Raw genomic sequence first — 22,886 nt, 5'->3', positions numbered from 1 at the left:
CGTTACGGCCTCAAACGCATGAACGCCAATGAAGCCACACGAGACCGCAAATTTCTTTGAGGTTGTTGATTACACGACGGCTCAGCGTCTCCCTTGAAAACAATTCCGTTGAAGGGCGCAGTGTGGTCGTGTCATAACCTCGGGTTGTGAAGCCACCTTCCCGAAGTCGGCTCTTTGGGGTTTCGAGGTGTAACAAACCGGCACCATAATTCCTGCCGGGGCTGGGCTTGGACAACAGCAGTCAGAGGCGGCGACCTACCTTTGCCGGAAACGAACGGCGGTCGAAACGGCCGGCGCATTCCCACTGGGATGGTGATTTCAGAAGCGCATGAACGGTCGATCCCGAAACAGAGCATTGCACATCACGCTGACCGGATTGCCGCAGAAACTGCGTGGAGGCCGTAATAGAGGAGCGTCATCCCGGTTAGCACGATGATATACAGGATCGTGACCCACCCTGCCGAGGCGAAGACGCTTGAAGCGCCGCGTCTGAACTGTCGCTGCATCGACGTCTCGCCATGCAAGAGCAGGACAAGAAAGATTGCGATCAGCGGGATGTGCCCGACGACGTCCACCATGCCGAACTCCGGCATCGCCAGCATGAACAACGCCATTAGCGCAGCGATGCTGACCCGGATCAGGATGTCGCGCCCGACCAGGACATAGAATGCCAGACTGAACTCGATGAAGCCGGCGATCGTGGTGACGGTCGGCAGCTCGAATCCCGCCGTGATGGCGGGATGATGGAGGAGAATCGCTATCGTCCATTGGGGGAACAGGAATTTCTCGATCGCGGTCCACATCAGGCTGACGCCGATGCTGACGGTCAGCACGGCAAGCCGCCGGGTGCCCGCGCCCGAATGTCGCTTCAGCCAGGGATCGCTCATCACCAGATAAGCCGCAGCGCCCAGGAAGAAGAGGTAATCAATCATGTAGAACGCGCCGTATTGCGCGATGCCGGTGGCATAGAGGACACCGAGCGCGGCGCCGGCGGGAATGGACGCGCGGGGGATGAGCACCAGCACTGCAAACGCGAGCTGGACGCCAGCCAGAACCCTCCCGCGACCAAGAAGGTCAGGCGTGAGAATCGACCCGACCGAGCTGTCCGCCCACATCACCACGGCCAGATTGGCCCAGAGACAAACCGCGTAGGCGGACATGCCGACGCGCAGGATCAGTTCCCCGATCGCGTCCCTGCCTGTGAACCTTGCCGCCGATCCCAGCGCGGTTCGGGCAAGAACAGCGTCGAACAGGGCGCCGGCCGCCACTAGCATCGCGAAGAGCGGTACTGCCAGCAGAAAAGTAGGCGACAGCACGTCGCGAGGCGCTGCTGGCGGAAGCGAGGGGTCAATGACGCCGCAGAACCACTTCACATGGGCTTGCGCTGCGCTCGCCATCGTCAGCGAACAGCACATCGCCAGTGCCGCTCTGCCGGGACGGAACTGAAATCTAGCTCTCACGGTCGCCCTTCCTGTCCGATGCTCGCTCACGTGAGCCGGCAGGTGCGCTCCGCCGCAACCTTGCGAACGTATAGGCGCCTACGGTCCCCATGTAGCCGAAGGACGGCACGTCATGCGGTTAATTACGTTTCGTCTGCGACTGCGGATGCGACGACACCTGACACGTTATGCGGGTATAGCGCTTTCCCGATTGGGAAGGCTGAACGGGAAAGCCGGGGCGTGGCGGTCGTGTCGTCACCCACGAAGGAGCCGCTTTCTCAAAATCTGTTCCCAATTGAGCTTTCCCGAAATTGCGTCCCAGACATGGAAAAACGGGAATTGTGCGGTTGGCTCGAACAGTCGGTTTGGGGATGGCCCACAAACAGACTGAACGACCGGTTGGACAATCGCTGCCGTCATAGCATCCTGTCGACTGGATAGGCAGAGCGGGAGGCGGCGTCATAGCCTTGTTGCCAGGCGGTGCGGAGCTTGCTCCCTCGGCGGTAATGGCAACGGTCGTTGCCCATGACGAAGCAGCGCCATCCCGATTTCTCGGCTTCCCAAAGCGGGTCTTCCCGCGTGGGAGCGAGCAGGTCCATAAGATCGACGCGCGTGGCGGCGTTCATGGCGGGCCTGCATGGTCGCCGAATGCGCCGGCAGGGAGCGTCCAGCGATCCGCCAGGATCGAGAGACGCCAGACCGGATCATCGGCTTGCGCCAATTCGTCGGGATGGAGCGTCGCAGCCGGGAACGCCGTGCCGCGGTCAGCGAGCTGCGTGACGGTGAGCGAGCGATGGATCGTCTTCCCGCTCGCGACTTCGCGAGCCGCAACCCGTCGGAAAGCGGCAGGGAAGACGAGCCGGAGTGTCGCCCATTGGTCGGGCGAGCCGAAGATGCAGGCCCGACACGACAGACGCCCCCATCCGAGGACGTAGGCCGGGTGGGGACGGATGCGCGCTTGCGAGATCGCGTCCCAGGTCAGGCGCTCGGACCAGTCATGGACCGGGCGCCAATGATCGACCGCACGCGCAAGGGTGGAGGTGCGATGCGGCTCAAGCGTCGCATAGCGCGCACGCAAGGGACTTTCCTCTGCGCGCTCGCCGGTGATGACCAGCGTGCGGCCATCGAGGAAGCGCGGCTGATTCCGGATCGCGGCGGCGAGGACGTCGATCTTCAAAGCGGGGCTGCACCAGCGCACCCGAAGATCGGGAGACGTCTGGGGAAAGAGCCCGCGCGTGCCGGCAGGGCCGTTGCCCCCGGCACGGCCGATGCCAGTCGGCGTCTCGAACGCGATCGGCGCGGTCGGCGCGTCGTCGCGCGCCAGCTCGCGCGCGAAGCCGCCCTCGCGCCACGAGACGTAGAGAGCGATCCCGAAATGCTCGGCGATCGCGCGGACATAGGCGGGGGTGCACGGCCAATCCATGAAGGTCGGGCCGTGGCCGTCGACATCATGGTGATGCAGCTCGATCGCGTGTGCCGGCACGCCGAGATTGAGGAGGTGGAGCAGGGCGGCAAGGCTGTCCTTGCCGCCGCTGAACGCCACGACGAAGCGCCGGTAGGCACCGAGGTCGGGGAGGGCAGCCGGATCGGTCATGCCGCTTCACGGTTCTGTTCCTCGATCTCGGCCGAGGCGTCGAGCCCGGTCGCGCGGAGCAGATAGCCGGCTGCGGCTTCGGCCTTCGCAGCGGCGGTCATGATCGCGCGGCTGTCCTTGCGCAGCACCTTCAACCACGAACCGATATAGGCGGCGTGGTCGTCCATATGCGACGTCGGTAGACCGAGATCGGCACCGAGCAGCGCTGAGGTCATCTCAGCGCAAAGCTCTTCGAACGCATAGGCGTCGTCGCCGAAGCGCTTGCCGAACGTGCGATCGAGCCGGTCGGGATGGCCGGTCCAGTGGCCAGCCTCATGGGCGAGCGTGGCGGCGTGGTAGGCGCGGGTCGAGAATAGCTCGACGGGCGGCATCGTGATGCTGTCGGCGGTGCGGTCGTAGAACGCGCGATCGCCGCGCGTGTGGACGGTTGCCGGCAGCGCATCCAGGAAGCGCTGCGCGCGCTCGTGGAGCGCATCGGCCGGGGGCACGATGCTGACAGGGCTCGGGTAGAAGTCAGGAGACAGCCCGTCGATCTGGTCGCAGTTGAACACGGCGTAGGAGCGCAGCACGCGCCGCATCTCGTCGGTCGTGTCGCCGGTGACGACGGATTCGACGGTCTTGCTGTAGGATTTGTAGAAGATCGCGATCTGCGAGCGTTCGCCCTCGCGGACCTGGCCGCCAAGTGCCTGCGCCTGTTTGTACGTCATCCAGGTGCGCGAGTTGTAGCCGGTCCCCTCCGCACACAGCCACAGCCAGAAGCAGTTGATGCCCTTGTAGGGGTCGCCGGTCGCGCGCAGCGGACGGCCGCCAAGGCCGGGGCGCCACGGCTTAACCCAGGGACGCACCCCGGATTCGAGCTTGTCGATGATGGTGTTGGTGATGATGTCGGCAGGCGAGGGCTTGTCGGTGATCTGTGCCACGATCGTTCTCCTGATTGAATTGAGGCAAACCCGCGTGAGCATCCTCCCCTCTGGGAGGGGTCGGTGCCGGGTCACAAAAAGAGGGGCGACACTCCGCAAAGAGTGCCGCCCCCAGGTGCCTCGAACTGTGCAAGCCGGTGTCAGGCCGCTTGGCTCAAATCCTCCCCTTCCTCGTGATCGATCACTGCGTCCTCACCGGTATCGAGGTCGGTATCCTCGTCCTCGTCCGGATCGGTGCCGGTTTCGTCATCGGCGAAGCTCGAGCGCAACGGCGTGCGTGCCGGCTTCTCTTGTCCCTCGAAGCGCATGGCTTCCGGCAACCAGGCCGTCGCCTTCTCGCGGATCTCGGCTTCGACGATGCCCTGGCCGTTGCACAGCGAGGCACAGGTGCCGGCAAGGTCGCTCTTCTTGGCGTCCTTGTAGCGGCCGCGCAGGATCGGGCCTCCAATCTCCTCGAGCGCGTCGAGCATGACGGTCTTCTTGACCCGGCCGAAGAAGTTCTCGGCCGTCGGGCGCCACCAATTTTCGACCTGGATGTCGAGGAGGCGACCAAGATGGTCGTGGAAGCCGTTGCTCCGATAGCCCTCGGCGACGTTGAGCGTCGGCTCGAGAGTTCGTGCTATCGAGTATGAAACCCATGCGCCCCGGGCCTCGTCATCAAGCGCCCGGAAGGCGTCGAAGCGTTCGGTCATGGTCGGCAGACCCGCCCAACTCGTGTCGAGCTTCTGGCGCTGGTCGTCGATCGTCTGCGACGCCATCGATCCCTCGTCGCGGAAGGCGAAGATCGGGAAGCCCGCGGCGCTCGACTTCAGGGTCGAGTGGTTGGGGATGTGCGCCTGCTCGAACACCACGTTCTGCGCCATCAGGAAGATGGTCAGGTCGAGTGCGAGTCCCGGGTCGCTGGCGACGCGGGCGGCGAGGATCTGGCGGCGCTGCGTCGCCAGTTCATCGATCAGCGTGGCGCTGAGCTTCGGACCCTGCTCGGCGTCGCCGGCATCGCCGTCCCCGGTTGCGCCGCCCGACTCCTTGGGCGGGGCGTTCGGATCCACGACCGGCTTTTCGCTGAAGAGGCGGGTGTGGACGCGGGGTTCGCCATCGCCCCCGATATAGACGAACGTCCCGATCTGGCTTTTAAGCGCCGGATCGATCTCGTGCCGGGCGTCCTCGATCATCTCCAGCTCGCGCTCGATCGCCTCGATACGCGCGTTCGCCGCCTCGGCTTCGGCGCTGCCGTCGGGCAGTTCCTGCTCGAGCTGGCCGATCAGCGCGTCGTTCTCGGCCGACAGAACCTCGACACGCGCGGTCTCGTCCTCGGTAAGGGCGCGGGCGGGAGCGTGATACTCGTGAAGCTGGCGCTCGAGGTCGTAGGGAACGTGCGTCGCCGCGATCGGCGTGACGAACGCGAGGCCTTGGTCTCGCGCCAGTTCGGCCGCTGCGGCTTCGAGCTTCGAGGCGGCAAGCGTCTCGATCAGGTCGACGTCGATCCAGTTCTCATCGCCCTCCGTGGCGAACAGGTCGCCCTCGATGCGACCGCCTGCGGCAACATAGGCTTCGCGACCGACGAAGCGGGCCTTGGCGTCGTTCGCCTTGACGGTGCCGTTGAGGATGGCTCGACGGATGTTGTCGGGGTTGTCGCCATAGTAGGACGTCTTCATCTGGGCGAATACGCGCGTCTGGCGATCGACGTCGGTCGTGACGGCGTAAGCCTGCGCAACGCCGAGCGTGATCTCGCCGGCTGCGAGCGCCTCGAATACTGGCGGGGCCAGCTCGGCAAGGCGTACGCGCTGCTCGACGAAGCGGGTGGTCACGCCTTGGCGCTTGGCGACGTCCTCGGCGGTCATGCCCTTCTGGATCAGGAAGTTGAACGCGGTGCATTCATCGGCCGGATTCATCGGCACGCGCTGGAAGTTCTCGGCGAGGCTCGCCTCGATCGCGTTGTCGTCGTCGCTCAGCACGAGGACCGGGACGGTGTGATCAGCGGGGAGGGTGCCCTGCTCGATCAGACGTTGGAGCGCGCGCAGGCGGCGACCGCCCGCCTTAACGGTGAACGTGCCCGCCTTCTTGAGCGGGGTGACGATCAGGTTCTGCAACAGCCCCTGGGCTGCGATGTTCGCGGCGAGGGTGTCGATCCCCTCGTCACGGTTGGATTTGCGCACATTGTCCTTCGACAGCGTCAGGTTCTTGACCTTCACGGACTGGATCATCGGTCGTCTCCGTTTGGAAATGGCGCGCCGCGTCCCGCGGTCACGCGAGCCTGGTCCTCCAAGCTCACAAAGCCGAAGGCTCCCTCCCCTCCCTTTGATGACCCGGGAAGAGAGCCTCGATCGTGTCAGGCGGTGATACGGTCGATCACGGTCGCGGCAGTCGCGACGGGAATGAACATCCGTGTCTTGTGCTGGATGATCTCGGTGAAGCACCCGGCTGCCTTCAGTTCGGGCAATCGCGTATGCGGCCAGTCGAGCAGCTCAAGGCGCTGCTGGCCTGCGACCAGGCTGCGCTTCAGCCGGTACGCACCGAGCGCGGTGATCTCGGCAGTGCCTAGGACGTGCTTGGCGGTTTCGGCCCCCGACACCGTGATGGTGGCGGCGATGCCGAAGGCGTCCGCAAGCTTGGTGACGAGCGGGGCGGGGACGATGCGGCCGAGGAAGGACTGGCCGTCATCGGTGTTGAGACGCCAGACCTGGACGTGATCGTCGGGCAGGCGATCCCAGACCGGCAGAAGCAGGCCGGTGACGAGGTAGAGCGTATTGGTGCGGGTCTTGCCCGACATCTCCTCGACCTCGGCCTGCCAGAGCGCGGAAAACTCCGCCTCGCTCGCATCTTCCCACATCGTCTCGACGAGAAGATCCTGCCGCATCCGTTCGGTGCGCGTCGGGCGGACCAGCTCGTAGCGGCGCACGATCTCGCCGTCGTCGTCGGTGAGCGAGTAGGTTCTGCACCGGATCGCGGCCTTGCCCGACTTGCGGTTGACGATCGGGCGGGCGTCGTCGCCGAGAATCCGCAAAGCGCGATCAAGCGCGAGCGGCTTGTAGCGCTCCTCGGTCTCCAATCGTAGGATCTCGGTCTCGGCGCCGCTGGTCTGGTCGCGCCGGATGACGGTGCGATCGAGGATTGTGATGCGCTCGGCGCTGATGCTCTCGACGCCAAGATCGAGCGTACCGGCTTCCTTCGCCGCCTCGATCCGCGCCTCGATCAACCCGAGATACTCGTCGAAGATCGCGTTCTGCATGGCGATGCGCAACGCCAGGATGCGATTGAGCCAGCGCTGGATCGGGGGCATCTCCTCCTTGAGCCCGCCACCTTCGCCCTCCAGCTCGAGGCCGGTCAGTTTCTGGAACTCGTCCAACGTGGTCGAGCGCAGCTTGCCATTGGCGAGCAGGCGAAACCACTGTTCGAGCGATTCCTTGGCATAGTCGCTTTCGAGATTGTCGCGGGGGTCGAACAGGCCCTGACCGCCGGTCTGGCGCTGCCCGCGGGTGAGCGCGCCCAGGCTGTCGAGCCGGCGTGCGATCGTCGAGATGAAGCGACGTTCGCCGCGGCAGTCGGTCGACACCGGCCGGAACAGCGGTGCGATCGCCTGGTGGGTGCGATGCGTGCGTCCGAGCCCCTGGATGGCGGCGTCAGCACGCCAGCCCGGCTCGAGGAGGTAGTGATTGCGGCGCGACTGGTTCTCGCACGTCAGGCTCGCATGATAGCTGCGTCCGGTGCCGCCAGCGTCGGAGAAGATCAGGATTTTCTTGGCACCGCGCATGAAGGCGTCGGTTTCGGCCAAGTTGGTACGGGGCGAGCGGCTTTCGACGCGCTGGCGACCGTGCGCGTCCATGATGACGCGACGGCTACGCCCCGTGACCTCGGCGACCGCATCGGTGCCGAAATGCCCGATAATATGGTCGAGCGCGGACCCGACGATGGGTAGTGCACAGAGCTGCTCGAGGAGGTTGTCGCGCATCTCGAGCGCCTCCTGGCTGAAGACGGGGCGGCCGTCTTCGTCCGACATTGGTTCGGAACGGGTTTTGCCGGTCTCGTCGACGAAGGTCTTCATCTGCCGCACCGGGAAGGCGGCCGTGAGGTACGACATGAGGAACTCGCGGGGAGAAAGCTCGATGTCGAGATTGGCGCGTTCTTCGACGGTCAGCGCGGCCAGTGCCCGGTTGAGCATCGCCTCGGACGTCGAGACGAGCTGGATCACCACGCTCTCGCCGCGCGCGAGATCGGCGCGGACCGCGGGAACGAGTGAGGGCAGCTTCATGCCGATCAGGAGTTGGCAGAAGAAACGCTGCTTGGTGGACTCGAAGATCGACAGCGCGGCCGCCTTGGCGCCGCTGTTATAGGTGTCGTTCGAGAAGCTGTCCGTCACGCGGGTCGCGTCCAGCGCCGCGCGCAGGTTGCTGTGGATGATCGCCCACGCATCGGCATAGGCGTCATAGACCTCGATCTGGTCTGGTGTGAGGTTGTGCTGGAGGATATCGTATTCGACACCGGCGAAGCTCAGCGCGCGCGAGACGTAGAGGCCCTGCATTTTCAGGTCGCGCGCGATCAGCTCCAGCGCGGCGATACCGCCCCGGCGCAGGGAGTCGACGAAGGTCCGGCGATCGGCGAACGCCGTGCCCGGACCCCACAGGCCAAGCCGCGTTGCATAGGCAAGATTGTTGACGTCGGATGCACCGGTCGCGGAGACGTAGAGGACGCGGGCGCGCGGGAGGAGGTTCTGGAGACGGACGCCGGCGATGCCCTGGTCGGAGCCTTGTTTGGTGCCGAAGCTGCCTTCGCCACCTGCGACACCGGCCATCTCGTGCGCCTCGTCGAAAACGATCATGCCGTCATAGTCGTCGCCAACCCATTCAAGGATCTGCTGGAGCCGGGTGCCCTTGTCGCCGCGATTGGAGCGCAGCGTCGCATAGGTGAGGAACAGCACGCCCTCGCCAGCACCGATCGGCGTTCCCAGCTTCCACTGGTTGAGATGCTGGATATCGAGTGCGAGACCGCCAACAGCGGTCCAGTCGCGCCGCGCATCTTCGAGCAGCGTCTCGGTCTTGGAGACCCAAATGTGCTTGCGGCGACCGCGCAGCCACTGGTCGAGAATGATCGCGGCGACTTGGCGGCCTTTGCCAGCGCCGGTGCCGTCACCGAGGAAGAAGCCGGTCCGATACGGACGGCCATCCTCGGATGGTGCGATCGATAGCCCCTCCTCGACAGGTTTGAACAGGCCGGGGATGTCACGCTCGAAGGCGTCGCCGGCATAGATCAGCGTCTCGAGCTGTGCGTCGGAAAGCGTCTTCGCGTCGACGACGGCTTGCGGGAGCGTGGGGACGTAAGTCGGCCGCGGTGCGGTGATCGAGCCCATGGCGATCGATTCCACCAGCGCGGTTGGATGCGCCGATGCGCAGCCGATCGCGATCCGGCTGGGCCGGTATGGCAGGTACACACCGACAGACTCGCCGGTCGGGAGTGGCTCGGCGAACACGGTGTAAACGATCGGCGTCGCGGTCTGCGACCTCGCGGCTTTTGCAGGTGGTGCGTTGAGGCGCGGTTTGCTGGCGAGGCGGCCAAGCAGCGAGCTGCGCCCTGCAGGGCGCGCGAGCAGCGAGGCGGTGCGCGGGACAGGCGCGGATACGGGGGAAGCGGCCTTTGCCGCGATCGCCGCGAGCGCCTCGGCGAGCGTCGCGCAGCGGATCAGTTCGGCCGGCGTGCCGGTGCCTTTTTCCAACACCATGATCTTCACGGCCTGGCTGGTGCCGTGCTTGGCATAGGCATTTGCCGGCAGCTCAAGGTGCGACGTGAGGGTGCAACCCTCCGTCGCTTTGGCCCAGGCGCGGCTCGATGTGTCCACGCGATCGGGCAGGATTGCGGCGCAGCGGCCTCCGGTGCCGAGACGCATCAAGGCGACGCGAAGATGCCGGAACGCTGCCAGCGGGTCGGCGTGGCGACCGATGCTGCGCGAGAAGGGAGGATTGATGAGGACGGCCGTTGGCCGGATCGTTGGTTCGAGTAGATCGTGGATCAACTCGCCGTCGTGCCGCGTGACAGCAACGCCCGGGAACGCGGCAGCGAGCATCTCAGCGCGCGCCGGATCGATCTCATTGAGGACCAGGCGGGCACCGACGCGGTGCGCGAAGGCGGCGAGTAGGCCTGTCCCGGCAGACGGTTCGAGGACCAGATCCGTGGCCGCGATCCTGCCGGCGAGCGCAGCGAGGTAGGCGATCGGGGCCGGGGTCGAGAATTGCTGAAGCTCGATCTGCTCCTCGCTGCGAACGGTATGCGTCGGCAGGTTGGCGACCAGCTCGGTCAGCGCGGCAAGGCAATCGCCGGGTGTGGACGGCAGGTCGGCCTTCGCCAGGTGCATGACCTCGGCGAGTTCGAGCATGTCGTAAGCGTCGCGTAGCGACCAACGACCGTCGGCCGAGGATCCGCCATAGGCTTGCTCCATGACCCACAGCAGCGTTTCGCGCTGGAGCGATCCGTTCCTGGCGATGGTGTCGGCGACCGCCTTGGCGGCCGTGATCGAGGGTTCGGTGAAGTCGAGTTCGAGAGCTGCGGCTGAGGTGCGCATCGAGGGCTTCCTTCTTGTCGCCCGGTGCCCATCACCGGATCAACAAGCCGAAGGCTCCCTCTCCTCTGCACGCCTTGTGCCCGACGAAGCATCGCTACCGCGAAGCCATCTTCCAAAGCCAGTCGGGACGCGTCGGCCGCAGATAGTTGCGCAGGACGTCAGGCATATGGATCGATATCAGGCGGCCAACGCGGCTCGAGTTCCTGTCAAACGATCCTTGGGCTTCATCACGACGACCGTCTCGGGCTTCCCGACCCGTCGGCCTAGTTTATCCCGCGCAGGAACTTCCGGAACAACTTCCCGCACTTCGATTGAGTAGCTCGGCATTTTATTCTCGACTGCGATCTTCTTCAGCTGACTTTTCAACGTGCGGAGCGGCGACGTTGAGCCGATCTTCGCACCCAGCATTTCCAGAGGCATTTCATATTCTTCATCACGACAATAGCAGTGCGCCAATTCATAAAGGCGTCGTTCAATCGAGCCGAGACGAAAATAGTCGTTGTGGTAGTCATAGATACGGCTGTCACGAGAGACCGCGCGGACGAGCCAGTCACAGAGCTGGACGCGGACCGGCATGAGTTGATCGACGCCGCTCGCCGTTTCGCGAGTGGTCGCCTGCGCTTCCGCGAACCAGGAGAAGAAGCCCTTCGTCCCCACGGTGCCAGTTTTGATGTTCGTCCGGATCTGCGTGCCCTGCAAACGACCGAGCGCTTCGATGAAGCGATCGTAATCACGCTTTGATGGGCGTCCAACGCCGGTCGCCCGGAAGAAGTCGTGTGCATTGAAGGTGAAGACGTTCTGTACTTCACCCCCGGTCCGACCAATATGCTGCACCATCAGCGACAGGACGTAGATCAGGACCTCTTTATCCCACATCGTCGCGATACCGCTCGAACTGGGCTTGATCTCGATTTTGACGCCGTCCATCTCGTAGGTCATCGCCTCCATCTGAGGCCGCTTCGCTAACGAGAAGAGTGGAAAGTCCATGATACTCTGCTCGCCACGGACTTTGCCGTGCAGCGGGCTGTCGAGATAGTCGAACAGCTTACCCTGGGTGAGAGCGACTTCTCGCGAATCCATCGTCGGGGCTCCCACCAGCTTCACTTAGCAAAGCCGCTTATAGCGGATCGGCCGCAAACCTGCAGTCGGATAAGCGACCGCGTTATCGATAGCACGAGGATTTGGAGCGATTTAGCCGGTAAATCGGGGTGTGTTTCACATTTCGGTAGGTGCGGGCCACCGCAAACTCGGTCGGGACTCGTGCTATCGGTAACGCCGTGAAAGCCGTTCGAAGACCAGGTGTGCAGTACGAGCTCCAGGCCTTTGAAAAGATGACGAGATCCCGTCATCGTAGTCCGGCTCCCCGGGAAACCAGCCGCGACATCAGGCTCCCGATCGGCGTTGCAGCGGTCCCATCGGACATCCCCCGCATGGCGACCGCGCGGCTCGTGTCCTTGAGGCCGTGGAGCGTCCGCCCAAGGTTCAATTCGCCCTTGTCAGCTTTGCTGCTCATTCCGCGAAGATACGCGCCGGGCCGCTGAACCTCGCCGCGCCGGTATTTCTGGATGGTGGCGATGACGGAGGCAGCAGCACCTCGCTGGCCCATGATGCGACAGGCTTCCTTGAACGCGTGATTGCTGATCCCCGACTGGCCCGCAAGCCGCTCCGCGGTGGCGACCACCTCGCCCCACGATCCATCGCGGTAGGGCAGACCGGAACAGAGCTCCGGCGCGATCGACATCATGAATTCCGGGTCGACACCGTGTTTCTCCAGATCGTCGTCGACTGCAGTTTGAGGTTGAGAGGGGAGCGCGTCCCCATTCTCACTACTTTTATTCGCCAAGCCACTACGGGTATCTGCTTTAGCAGATTGGAGTTGATTTGTAGTTGTAAAGTGGATGTCCTCAGGTCCATCCCAGCATGAACAATCATCCTGATCGCTAACCATATTGGGGACGGCAATCTTGGCCGAAACAGCCTCGGCAAGACGACGCGCACGCTCTTCGATCTGCTCCACACAGGCCGTCAGAAGGCCGGCATCGCGGACGCAGCGCATCTGGTCGGTGGCCATCAACGCCAACGCGAGATCGTCACCCGCGTTCAAATCGTGAAGGTCGGCGTCGAATGCCGTTTGGGCCAGAGCCCTGATATTCCTGCGGGCAGCGGCAAGGCGCTTGCGGAGCACTGTCAGTGCCGCGTCCTCTGCGGCTCCCTTGGCCGCGCGGGCAGCAAATTCTTGAAGCCTGGTCCCGATCGGAGCGAGCACGATGCCGTAGCCCCACGTGATGAAGCCGTCGGCCCCGCGGCGTCCACCACGATGACCGTTCGGACTATCCCGAAAGCTGATCAGACCGAAGGCCTGTGCCTGGTTCAAGAGCTTTTGAACCTGTCGAACGGTTACGCCCAGCTTTTGCGCGAGCAGGTCGTTCGACGGCCAAACGACGGGGATTTGTCCACCCTGCCAGTCCTGCGGCTTCGTCCAGGCAAACAGGAGATCGATGACGGAGACCACGCGCAGGGGGACGCCCATATAAGGAGCCGCCCTTTTGAGCGCCGCAAGCGCGTTGGAAGGTGCCATTCCGGTCTCGAGCCCGCAAAATCCATCGACAAGCTTCGTCGCCTTGGCGGCATGCTCGTCAAACCGGCGTAGTCCCCGACCGGGGCTTTGGGCAGCAGCCATTGTTCGTTCTCCCTGGGAGGGGAGCCCGTGCAGACACAGCGACACCGTGGCGCCACGGTCGACGCTTTGGGGTAGCAATATGAAAGGGAGCCAGCTAAGTGAGGGTTCTCACATCCGCCCTAGCAGGCGTCCCGAAAAGCCCGGCCTCGTGCCGGGTTTTTCATGTCCGCACAGCGTCCCCCTTGATCGTTGTGGCGCCCGCCCGGGTGGACGGCGGCGGTCAGCGTTGAGCCGATCCACAACGTCGATTGTTAAGCATCGCTGGCGGGTCGGTCGTGCGCGATGAATCGTGCTATCGGTAACGGAACGGGCAATAATCACGTGCTATCGGTAACGAAGCGTCGATCTTCGCTCGTGCTATCGATAACGCCGTGCCGCTGAGACACGTGCTATCGGTAACGCCGTCGCGTTCTCGCTCGTGCTTTCGGTAACGGCGTGAGAATCGTGCGATTCGGCTGTCTTACGTGACATGTAGCGCAGAAGGAGAGCATCCTCCTCTGCGCCGCGCCGGATAGGCGTGGCGGAAAAATTGCAGTTAAGGCGGCAAGGGCCTGCAAGTTCAGGCTCGAAATTGGCTACCGCCGTCTGTCCTAGCAGTAGATCGAATGGGACTTTTTCGATCGTTCGATATGTCACTGGTGACCGAAAGAACGGAGTCGAGCGTGACCCGTAGAAGTCGTCAGCCCGATCTCCGATCCTGTATTCGGGACTCGGCGATTTGAAGATCGAGCCACTGCTCCGAAGCAGCAAGAAGGGGAGCGAGCGTGCCGACAATCAGGCGGCGTCCGTCCTCGGGATCCGTTTGTCTGACTATGTATCCAAGCGCCTCGAGATGCTCGATGTGGCGCAAAGCGGTGGTCGTCGAGCCTCCGCTAAGCTTACAAAGCTGGGACACAGCGATGCGGCGCCGCTCGCACGTGGCCACGTAAAGCTCCAGGATCATGTCCCAGCTCGGATCATAGAAGCGGACCCCGTTGAAGTGGGTCGCCCGCCGACGCCGGCCGACCAACACCGCCCTGGCCTCGGCAAGCCTGCGCTCGGACAGGTCTCTCGCGTCTGGCGGCATAGACAGCAAAGTGTCCTCGATCGCCTTGCGCGGCAGCCGCACGACGACGTCGATCAGGTCGTCTCCTTCAGATGCTGCACCCATAATCGTCTTGATCCGTTTCGGATGTAGGGCTCGGCGTTCGCCGGCAAGCGGAACGTGCCGAGTGCAAGCGCGCCGAGCGCGAGGTAGGCGTAGATTCCAAGCCCGGTGTGGTAGGCAAAGAGCGGCACGCGGGGCAGCAGGGCGCCGAAGATGCTCATGAAGAGGTCGGCGACTGCGAAACCGGCCGCCCAGACGGGCCAGAAGCGGATTGTAGTTACACCCAGCCAATAGAACCCGCCCGCTACAGCGAGATCTATTAGCAAAGTGATCGTTTCCGCGGGCGCGAAATACGATGCATCCATCAGCCGAAGGGCGGTCGTCACGACCGACGCTATAAGATTTATAGCCGCTCCGACACGCTCAGGTCGCCCGCCCTTCAGTGCGGCATAGCCACAAGTGAGCAGCAGTGTGACGTCGAACAGCAGAGCCAAAATAATCTGCAGCGACATCACTTCTCCTGAGGGGTTCGCCCCTAAATTGGATGGCTCTCAAACTCGGGCAAAGTGGCCAATGCGGGCTTCGGTGCGCCTTCCCCCCAACTCGTCTCGGTCAGCCCCAGCTGTCGCCCGACCTTTTCGATCGAAAGATGCGCTCGTATCGCCATGTGATCTTGGCCTTCGATGAGGGAGGCCAGAGCTGCGACGGTAGCTTTAACGGTCCGCTGTGTCATCGCGGGAGCTAGGCGGTGCGCCTCCGTCGCATCAAGCGTCGTCAGTAGAAATTGCGCGGTGTCGCGCGCGGCGAGGTTGATCGACCGCTCCGCCTTTCGGAGCTCATCCGCGATTACCCGGCTCGTATTGGAAAGTCCTTGCATTACGGCTCCCTTGGACGATCAGCGCCCATCATAGTGGTTTCAGCCAAGCAGGAGGAGCAGCGTTACGACCGCCATGCCGGCCGCAGTTAGGCCCAAGGGGGTCACGATCGAGATGATCGCGGTCCAGAAGGCAACCTGCTTCCAGGTGAGCATATTCGCTGCCGCCCCAGCGGTCGGCAACGGGAGGGGAAGCGGGAAAGTTGATGGCGGTGAAGGTAGGTCGTTTGCAGGGGGTAAAGGCTCTACCCCTCCGTCGTACTCCGCCAGGAGCCGCGCGGCATCGAAACGGGTCGGCACACCGAGGATATTATTGGCCTTTAACAGCTGCTTATCGACCGCCCGGTGGCTGCTACCCGTGGCCGCCGCGATCTCCTTCGAGTTGCGGTTCTGAAGCACAAGACGGAGATAAGACCGTTGCCGATCGGTCAGGCGGGCAATGCGATCAGGTGCGCTTACACCGGGCGTCGGGGTTGGGGGCGTCTGTTCGGCAGGACGTCTATCCGGTTCGTTGGTCAGCATGCTCTCGAAAATACTCACGATGCGGAATGATTCGGCTCCAGATCAGCGATAACTCCTGACGGGCTCTGTCGATCAAATTGACATCGCGAATGGGTTCAGTCGGCGCGCGAACGCGGCGAACGGCTCCTGTTCGAGCGCCCACGACGCCTCGCCGAGTTCTCACTTTGAAGCAGGCCGAACCCATGCGCACCTTGGCGATCAGCAGCGGCCGCCAGTCAGCATGAGTGATAGCCCTAGTGAACGGACGGAAAATTGCCGAGAGTTGCGGCTGTGTCGTTCAAGCGTGAGGCCCAGAAGGAAAGGATCTGTCCCTCGGCAGGGCGATCTTCGGCTGTATGCGCGGCAAATTCGGACAGGGTGCGGGCGAGTTCGGCGCCTGTAATCACGCGTTCGCGTTCCAGTATCGTGGCAAGAAGTGCCAGCCAATCACCATGTGCCTGCACCAGCGCTTCGACCTGAAGCATTCCCGAACCACTTCCGGAGAAACCCTTTGAAGGGCTTTGATGCCGGCGGAACCTCGTAAGCAAACTTTTGATCAAGGACATGGCGCGCGTTCCATCAACCGCCCGTAGCCGGGACGGTTGAACACGCGGGAACACTGGTAACCACGCCCCACGTATTCCCCGCACCGACAAGCGGTAGCAAGGTCTTGTATTTCGCGGGCCGCCCGACGGAAATCGGGGACCCAGCATTCGACCGCACATGCGGGCCAAGGATGGTGTTCAAGCCATGCCCAAGCCCGACCGCTATGGCACAAGGCTCAGGCGAAAACACGCTGTCATTGCAAATCCAAGCAGACCCCAGCATCCTGGAAGTAGGCGTCGCGCTCGTTGCCGGATCGATCTGCCGCATGGCGGGCGGCGCGGGAGCTCGCCCGGACGATCGTCGTGTCGATCGCCTCCGTGGGGGAGGTCATCAACAACGATCGGCATTGCTCGCGCGCTGCGCGTCCACAGGTGTGCCACGTGGCACACCTCAAGCGAGGATCCTCACCCGCGAGGGCAGAGACGCTGGCACGGTGGCTTGGTCGGCGCAAATGCGCCGATGGAGCCGTGCCCGGTAGGGTCGCGCCCGATCATCGGCAAAAGAGTATGTATCTCACAAGCCGGCAGCGGCGACGGCTACCGCGAAGATCCGGATACTTGGGGGGATCGGCTGAGTTCGGGAAGGTGCGATGGTCGCCGCGTACCGATGAAAACGATCGCACCGCCCAGGATCAGCGCGCGCGGATCGCTGTAACCTCCGCCACGGAACCGCGCATCCTCATGGCAAAGTCGACCCGCTGTCCGACTTTCACGGTCTTGAGCAGTGCCGGTGGGATTGCCGTGAACGCCATCGTCATCGCAGGCCAGCTCAGTGCCGCGATCGGCCCATGCTGGATTGTAACCTTGGCGGCCTTGGGATCGATCGCGGTCACGACACCACTGCCGCGACCGACCTTCACGGCCCCTTTCATCGGCATGCCGTGCATGGAAGCGCTCGACTGCGCCGATGCTGTGGTCGTCGTGAGGCCCGCGAGGACGGCGAATGCCAACAGGGTGTTCTTCATAGCGTATTCCTTTGCAGCGGTGGGACTGGGATTGAAGGGTGAGGGGAACGCCGGGAGCGCCGCAGCAGCAGGAACGCTGCCGGCAGTACCAGCATCGAGAGCAACGGTGCGGTGAGCATGCCTCCGATCATGGGAGCCGCGATCCGGCTCATCACTTCGGAGCCGGTGCCTGTACCGATCAGGATCGGAAACAGGCCAGCCAGGATCACCGCGACCGTCATAGCCTTGGGCCGGACACGAAGCAGGGCGCCTTCGCGCACGGCCGCTTCGACCTCGGCATCGTCCGGCACCGGGCCTCGGGCATCCAGCGCATGCTTGAGGTAGATCAGCATCACCACGCCGAACTCCGCTGAGACACCGGCGAGCGCAATGAACCCAACACCGGTCGCGACCGATTGGTTGTAGCCGAGCAGATAGAGCAGCCATAGACCGCCGGTGAGCGCGAACGGGAGCGTGCCCATCACCAGCGCGGCTTCATCGAGCCGGCGAAAGGTCGCGTAGAGCAGCAGGAAGATGATGACCAAGGTCGCCGGAACGACGATCTTCAATCGCTCGACCGCGCGCTGCAGATACTCGAACTGGCCGGTATAGGTGACACTGACGCCGGGCGGCAGTTTCACCTTGGCGGCGATCGCGTTTTGCAGATCACGAACGATGGTGGTGAGTGGCGCGCCGCGTCCGTCGATGTAGATCCACGTCACCGGTCGACCGTTCTCGCTGCGCAGCATCGGCGGTCCATCGGTGATGCGAACGTCGGCGACGGTGCCGAGCGTGATCTGCTGCCCTGCCGGCGTCAGCACGGCCAGGTTTCGCAAACCCTCGATGCTATCGCGCAGCTCGCGCGGATAACGCACGCTGATCGGATAACGCGCGAGGCCTTCGACGGTCTGGCCGATCGTTTCTCCGCCGATCGCGCCCGACACGATCGACTGCACGTCGGCGACGTTGAGGCCATAGCGTGCCGCGGCGGCCCGGTTGATATCGACATCGATATACCGCCCGCCGGTGAGCCGTTCGGCCAGCGCCGATCCGACCCCGGGCACGATTTTCGCGACCTGTTCGATCTCGCGCGCGGCCGCATCGATCTCGGCGAGGTTCGCGCCTGCCACCTTGATGCCGATCGGACTCTTGATGCCGGTCGACAGCATCTCGATCCGATTACGGATGGGGGGGATCCAGAAATTGGCGAGGCCTGGCACCTTTACCGCCTTGTCGAGCTGATCGATCAATTTGTCCTGCGTCATGCCCGCGCGCCACTGATCCTTGGGCTTGAAGCGGATCGTGGTCTCGAACATTTCGAGCGGGGCAGGGTCGGTCGCGGTATCGGCGCGACCGGCCTTGCCGAACACGCTTTCCACTTCGGGTACGGTCTTGATGAGCCGGTCGGTGAGCTGGAGAAGCTGGCCGGCCTTGGCGGTCGAGATGCCGGGCAGCGCGGAAGGCATGTAGAGCAGGTCGCCCTCGTTCATCTGCGGGATAAACTCGCCGCCTAGCTGGCTTATCGGCCAAAGGCTGGTCGCAAACACGAGGCCGGCGATAACCAGCGTCTGTTTCGGCCGCGCCAGTACCCAGTCGAGCGCGGGACGGTAGATGCGGGTGAGGACGCGGTTGATCGGATTGGCATTCTCGGATGGAATGCGCCCGCGGATCAGTAACCCCATCAGCACCGGGATCAGCGTGATCGACAGGATCGCAGCCCCCGCCATCGCATAGGTCTTGGTGAAGGCGAGCGGCGCGAACAGCCGCCCCTCCTGGCCCTGGAGCGAGAAGATCGGCACGAACGAGAAGGTGATGATGAGAAGGCTGAGGAACAGCGCCGGGCCGACCTCGACCGCTGCCGCGGTGATCACGCGCCAGCGCTCGGCACCCGCCAATGTCTCATCGGGATGATCGTGCGCCCAATGCTCGAGATGTTTGTGCGCGTTTTCGATCATGACGACGGCCGCATCGACCATTGCGCCGATGGCGATGGCGATGCCGCCCAGCGAGAGGATATTAGCGTTCAGTCCCTGCACGCGCATCGCAATGAACGCGATGAGGATACCGAGCGGGAGCGTGAGGATGGCGACCAGCGCCGAACGGACGTGCCAGAGGAACAGCGCGCAGACGAGCGCCACGACGATGAACTCTTCGATCAGCTTGGCGGTCAGATTGTCGACCGCGCGATCGATCAGGCCTGACCGGTCATAGGTGGTGACGACCTCCACGCCGGGTGGCAGGCTCTTCTTCAATTCGTCCAACCGGGTACGAACCCCGTCGATCACCTCTCGCGCGTTCTTGCCCTGGCGCATCACGATGACACCGCCTGCTACCTCGCCCTCGCCATTGAGCTCTGCCAACCCGCGCCGCATTTCCGGACCGATCTGAACCGTGGCAACGTCGCCGAGTGTCACGGGCACGCCGCCAACCGTCTTGAGCGGCACGCTGCGAAAATCATCGAGCGTTTTCAGATAGCCGGTCGCGCGGACGATATATTCCGCCTCGGCCATCTCGAGGACCGATCCGCCGCTCTCCTGATTGCCGCGCTTCAGTGCCTCGGTCACCGCCTCGTGGGTGATCCCGTAAGAGGCCAGCTTCTGCGGATCGAGGACGACCTGATACTCTTTCACCATCCCGCCGATGCTCGCGACCTCGGCGACCCCCGGCACGGTCTTCAATTCGTAGCGCAGGAACCAGTCCTGGATGCTGCGGAGCTGTGCGAGGTCGTAACGCCCGGTCCGGTCGACCAGCGCATATTCATAGACCCAGCCCACCCCGGTAGCATCCGGGCCGAGCGAGGCCTTCGCACCCTCGGGGAGGCGGCTTTGCACCTGGCTCAGATATTCGAGGACCCGGCTGCGCGCCCAATAGAGATCGGTCGCGTCGTCGAACAGGACATAGACGAAGCTGTCACCGACGAACGAATAGCCGCGCACTACGCGTGCGCCCGGCACGGACAGCATCGTCGTCGCGAGCGGATACGTGACCTGGTTCTCGACGATCTGCGGGGCCTGGCCCGGATAGGTGGTGCGGATGATGACCTGGACGTCGGACAGGTCGGGCAGCGCATCGACCGCGGTCGAGCGCAAAGCCCCCACCCCGACGACGATCAGCGCGAGGGCTGCGAGCAGGACGAGGAAGCGCGCCTTGACGGACGCCTCGATGATCCGCGCGATCACTTCGTGTCCCCCGTGATTGGCCGTGCGGCGATGCCGGTCAGGCTCGCCTCGCTGTCGAGCAGGAACTGGCCCGATGCGACGACCTTCTCGCCTGCCGACAGTCCTGCGAGGATTTCGGTCTGACCGCTCGCCTCGCGCCCGATGCGGACCTCGGCCGGTCGGAAACGACCCTTGCCGTCTGCGAGCATGACGAGCGTGCGCTTGCCGGTGCGGATTACGGCTTCGCTCGGCACCAGCAGCCCGGTGTCGGACGTGCCGCCCAGATGGACGGTCGCGAACATGCCGGGGCGCAGGCGACCGCCCGGGTTACGCAGCTCGATCCGTACCGTCAGTGTTCGGCTGTCCGCCTGCGTCGTCGGCAAGACGGCGATGACGCGGCCGGTGAAGCGCTCGCCAGGGAACCCCGCCAGCTCGGCATTCGCGGTCTGCCCGACTTTGACTGCGGTTGCGCGCACTTCCGGCACTGCAGCGTTCAACCAAACCGTGCCGAGGCCGTTGACCTGCGCCAGCGTCTGACCGGGTGCGAGCGTAACGCCGGCGCGAGCATCGAGTGTCTGGATAACGCCCCTGATCGGGCTGCGGATAGTGGTCATCCCGTGCCCGCCCGCCACGCCGCCCGGAATGCCGATCAGTCGCAGACGCTGGCGTGCGGCAGCGATCAACGACGGGTCGCCGGTTTTGCGCACCGCTTCATATTCGCCCTGCGCGCCGCCCCATTCAGGGACCAGCACGTCGGCGATCGGCGCCCCGGCACGGATTATGTCTCCCGGTGCGCGGCCATAGACCCGCTGGATGAAGCCTGCGGCACGTGCCTGCACGATTGCGATGTCGCGCTGATTGAAGTCGATCGCGCCGGTCACATCGAGCGTGCCGGCCAACGTGCCGGTGGTCGCGGTCGCGAGCCGAATGCCGAGGCTCTGCATCGCCGAAGGGTCGATGGTGACGCCTGGCTTTGCCGTCGGGCCACTACTCGCGTCGGCATATTTGGGGACTGTCTTCATCCCCATAGACGACAGGGAATCCGGATTGTCGTAATGCTCCTGCGGCACCATCGGGTCGTAATAATAGAGCGGCCTGCGAGGAGTATCCGGTGTCCCTGCGGAAGGTGCCCCATTTCGCGAGCCGGCCAGATAATAGCCTCCAGCACCCGCGACGAGGGCGACAGCGGCAAGCGTCGCAGCGAGCTGCGACCGTTGAAGTGACGTGGTCATTGGTCGGCGCTCGCAAACAGGAGAATGAGCCGCGCGCCATCCGCGGCGACAGTCGCCTCGCGATCGAGCGTGGTGAGGACCGCGTCGGCAAGCGCGGCGTGCGCGTCGGCGATGTCGGTGAGGGTGGCGCGCCCGGCGCTATAACTGCCGGTCTCGAGCCTCACCCGCTGCTCGGCGAGCGGCTGCAGCACGTCGCGCGCGCGCGACCATTGCGCGTGGTGCATCGCGTGATCGGCAAGACCTGCTTCGAGATCGGCGGTCAGTTCGCGCAAACTGGCATCTGCGCCGGCGCGTGCACTGTTGGCATCGGCAGCGCGGGCCGCGATCAACGGTTCCTGGCGCCGCTTTTTGAATAACGGCAGGCCGATCGTGACGCCTGCAGACACATAATCGCCGAACCGGGGATCGCGGCGTTGGTAGGACAGATCGACGCCGAAATCGGGACGCCGTTCTGCTTCAGCCATGCGGAGGTCGGCATCCGCGCGACCGATCGTGGCACCCGCCAACACCAGCGTCGGATGTTCGCGAAGCGACGCGCGCAGGCGCGCAGGCTCTACCGTAAAGTCCGGGATCGGACCTGCGATGTCGGGGTCGGCTTCGCCCGTCCAGCGCGTGAGGTCGGCGCGCGCGCGGCCGACCATCGACACCAGCTCGTCGCGGCGGTCCTGTAATTTCGCAACCGCTTCGCGCCCGGCGAGCACCTGTGCTGGCCGGGATGCTCCCGACGCGACCGCACCTGGCGACGCTTTGACGAAGCGGTCGAGCCGTTGGAGCACCGTGTCGAGCGCTGCAAGTCGCCGCTCGGCATAAGCGAGACTGATCCAGGCAAGCGCGGCTTGGACCTTGACGATGCGCGCCTCCACGCCGGTTTCTGCGTCGGCGACGCCAATGTCCGCCTCGGCGCGACCACGTTGCGCGCGACGCTTGGCGAGATTGGGAATGTCCTGCGAAACACCGACGCGCGCCCAGGTGAAGTTATCGCGCTGCGGCGCGAACGCGAGCGGTCCCGAGATCGGAAAGCTGTCGATCCCGAGCGCGAGCTTGGGATCGGGCAACTGTCCTGCGGCGCTTCGCGCCGATCGTGTCGCATCGGCGCCGAGCGACTTCGCCTTGATCGACGGCGCATCGGCAGCGGCTTTTTGCAGCGCCGCTTCGAAGGTCAGCGGTCCGGCAATCGCCGGCATACTGACCGACGCGAGCGCGAGCCATACCAGCGCGCGCGGCGCGCGGCGGCGTAAGAGGGTCCGCATTTCGTCATGTCCTGATCCTTGAGTTCACATCGCGTCGTACCCGGCGCATGCG

Annotated in this window: 17 protein-coding genes; all 17 read right to left on the bottom strand. The window is 64.1% G+C overall.

Features of this window, described 5'->3' with window-relative positions; all coding sequences use genetic code 11:
• Positions 1-362: 362 nt before the first annotated feature.
• Positions 363-1,397: a hypothetical protein gene (locus L8G49_RS19780; RefSeq protein WP_242187593.1), complete on the bottom strand. Its 1,035-nt coding sequence runs from the start codon at positions 1,395-1,397 to the stop codon at positions 363-365.
• A 664-nt stretch (positions 1,398-2,061) separates the two neighbouring features.
• Positions 2,062-3,033, bottom strand: coding sequence for a phosphoadenosine phosphosulfate reductase family protein (locus tag L8G49_RS19775; protein WP_242187592.1), 972 nt, complete (start codon positions 3,031-3,033; stop codon positions 2,062-2,064).
• Positions 3,030-3,953, bottom strand: coding sequence for a zincin-like metallopeptidase domain-containing protein (locus L8G49_RS19770; protein ID WP_242187591.1), 924 nt, complete (start codon positions 3,951-3,953; stop codon positions 3,030-3,032). The genes L8G49_RS19775 and L8G49_RS19770 overlap by 4 nt, the downstream gene beginning before the upstream one ends.
• A gap of 140 nt (positions 3,954-4,093) precedes the next feature.
• Positions 4,094-6,157: a ParB/RepB/Spo0J family partition protein gene (locus tag L8G49_RS19765; protein WP_242187586.1), complete on the bottom strand. Its 2,064-nt coding sequence runs from the start codon at positions 6,155-6,157 to the stop codon at positions 4,094-4,096.
• 125 nt (positions 6,158-6,282) lie between these two features.
• Positions 6,283-10,503: a strawberry notch-like NTP hydrolase domain-containing protein gene (locus L8G49_RS19760; protein ID WP_242187583.1), complete on the bottom strand. Its 4,221-nt coding sequence runs from the start codon at positions 10,501-10,503 to the stop codon at positions 6,283-6,285.
• 177 nt (positions 10,504-10,680) lie between these two features.
• Positions 10,681-11,583, bottom strand: coding sequence for a replication initiator protein A (locus L8G49_RS19755; protein WP_242187577.1), 903 nt, complete (start codon positions 11,581-11,583; stop codon positions 10,681-10,683).
• Between the two features lie 265 nt (positions 11,584-11,848).
• Positions 11,849-13,183 carry a plasmid replication protein RepC gene (gene repC, locus L8G49_RS19750; protein ID WP_242187575.1) on the bottom strand — a complete coding sequence of 445 codons (1,335 nt, stop codon included), beginning with the start codon at positions 13,181-13,183 and terminating at the stop codon, positions 11,849-11,851.
• 679 nt (positions 13,184-13,862) lie between these two features.
• Positions 13,863-14,333: a winged helix DNA-binding protein gene (locus L8G49_RS19745; RefSeq protein ID WP_133192490.1), complete on the bottom strand. Its 471-nt coding sequence runs from the start codon at positions 14,331-14,333 to the stop codon at positions 13,863-13,865.
• Positions 14,303-14,782, bottom strand: a complete 480-nt coding sequence (locus L8G49_RS19740) for a hypothetical protein (RefSeq protein WP_242187571.1) — start codon at positions 14,780-14,782, stop codon at positions 14,303-14,305. The genes L8G49_RS19745 and L8G49_RS19740 overlap by 31 nt, the downstream gene beginning before the upstream one ends.
• Positions 14,783-14,805: 23 nt before the next feature.
• Complete coding sequence (locus tag L8G49_RS19735; protein ID WP_133192488.1) at positions 14,806-15,147, bottom strand: hypothetical protein; 342 nt, start codon at positions 15,145-15,147, stop codon at positions 14,806-14,808.
• 39 nt (positions 15,148-15,186) lie between these two features.
• A complete protein-coding gene (locus tag L8G49_RS19730) occupies positions 15,187-15,684 on the bottom strand; it encodes an RNA polymerase subunit sigma-70 (protein ID WP_242187569.1) in 498 nt (165 codons plus the stop codon).
• A gap of 215 nt (positions 15,685-15,899) precedes the next feature.
• Positions 15,900-16,211 (bottom strand): hypothetical protein, encoded by a 312-nt coding sequence (locus L8G49_RS19725; RefSeq protein WP_240699159.1) that lies wholly within the window; start codon positions 16,209-16,211, stop codon positions 15,900-15,902.
• A gap of 233 nt (positions 16,212-16,444) precedes the next feature.
• Entirely contained in the window at positions 16,445-16,582 is a 138-nt protein-coding gene (locus tag L8G49_RS19720; RefSeq protein ID WP_242187567.1) for a hypothetical protein, read from the bottom strand.
• A gap of 300 nt (positions 16,583-16,882) precedes the next feature.
• Entirely contained in the window at positions 16,883-17,215 is a 333-nt protein-coding gene (locus L8G49_RS19715; RefSeq protein ID WP_242187565.1) for a copper-binding protein, read from the bottom strand.
• Positions 17,212-20,373 carry an efflux RND transporter permease subunit gene (locus L8G49_RS19710; RefSeq protein WP_242187564.1) on the bottom strand — a complete coding sequence of 1,054 codons (3,162 nt, stop codon included), beginning with the start codon at positions 20,371-20,373 and terminating at the stop codon, positions 17,212-17,214. Before L8G49_RS19710 ends, L8G49_RS19715 begins: the two co-directional genes overlap by 4 nt.
• Complete coding sequence (locus L8G49_RS19705) at positions 20,370-21,584, bottom strand: efflux RND transporter periplasmic adaptor subunit (RefSeq protein ID WP_242187562.1); 1,215 nt, start codon at positions 21,582-21,584, stop codon at positions 20,370-20,372. Before L8G49_RS19705 ends, L8G49_RS19710 begins: the two co-directional genes overlap by 4 nt.
• Entirely contained in the window at positions 21,581-22,834 is a 1,254-nt protein-coding gene (locus L8G49_RS19700; RefSeq protein WP_242187561.1) for a TolC family protein, read from the bottom strand. The genes L8G49_RS19705 and L8G49_RS19700 overlap by 4 nt, the downstream gene beginning before the upstream one ends.
• Between the last annotated feature and the right edge of the window lie 52 nt (positions 22,835-22,886).

The organism is Sphingomonas sp. CARO-RG-8B-R24-01, assembly GCF_022662295.1.
Lineage (GTDB): Bacteria > Pseudomonadota > Alphaproteobacteria > Sphingomonadales > Sphingomonadaceae > Sphingomonas.
This window is presented reverse-complemented; position numbering and strand designations above follow the sequence as displayed.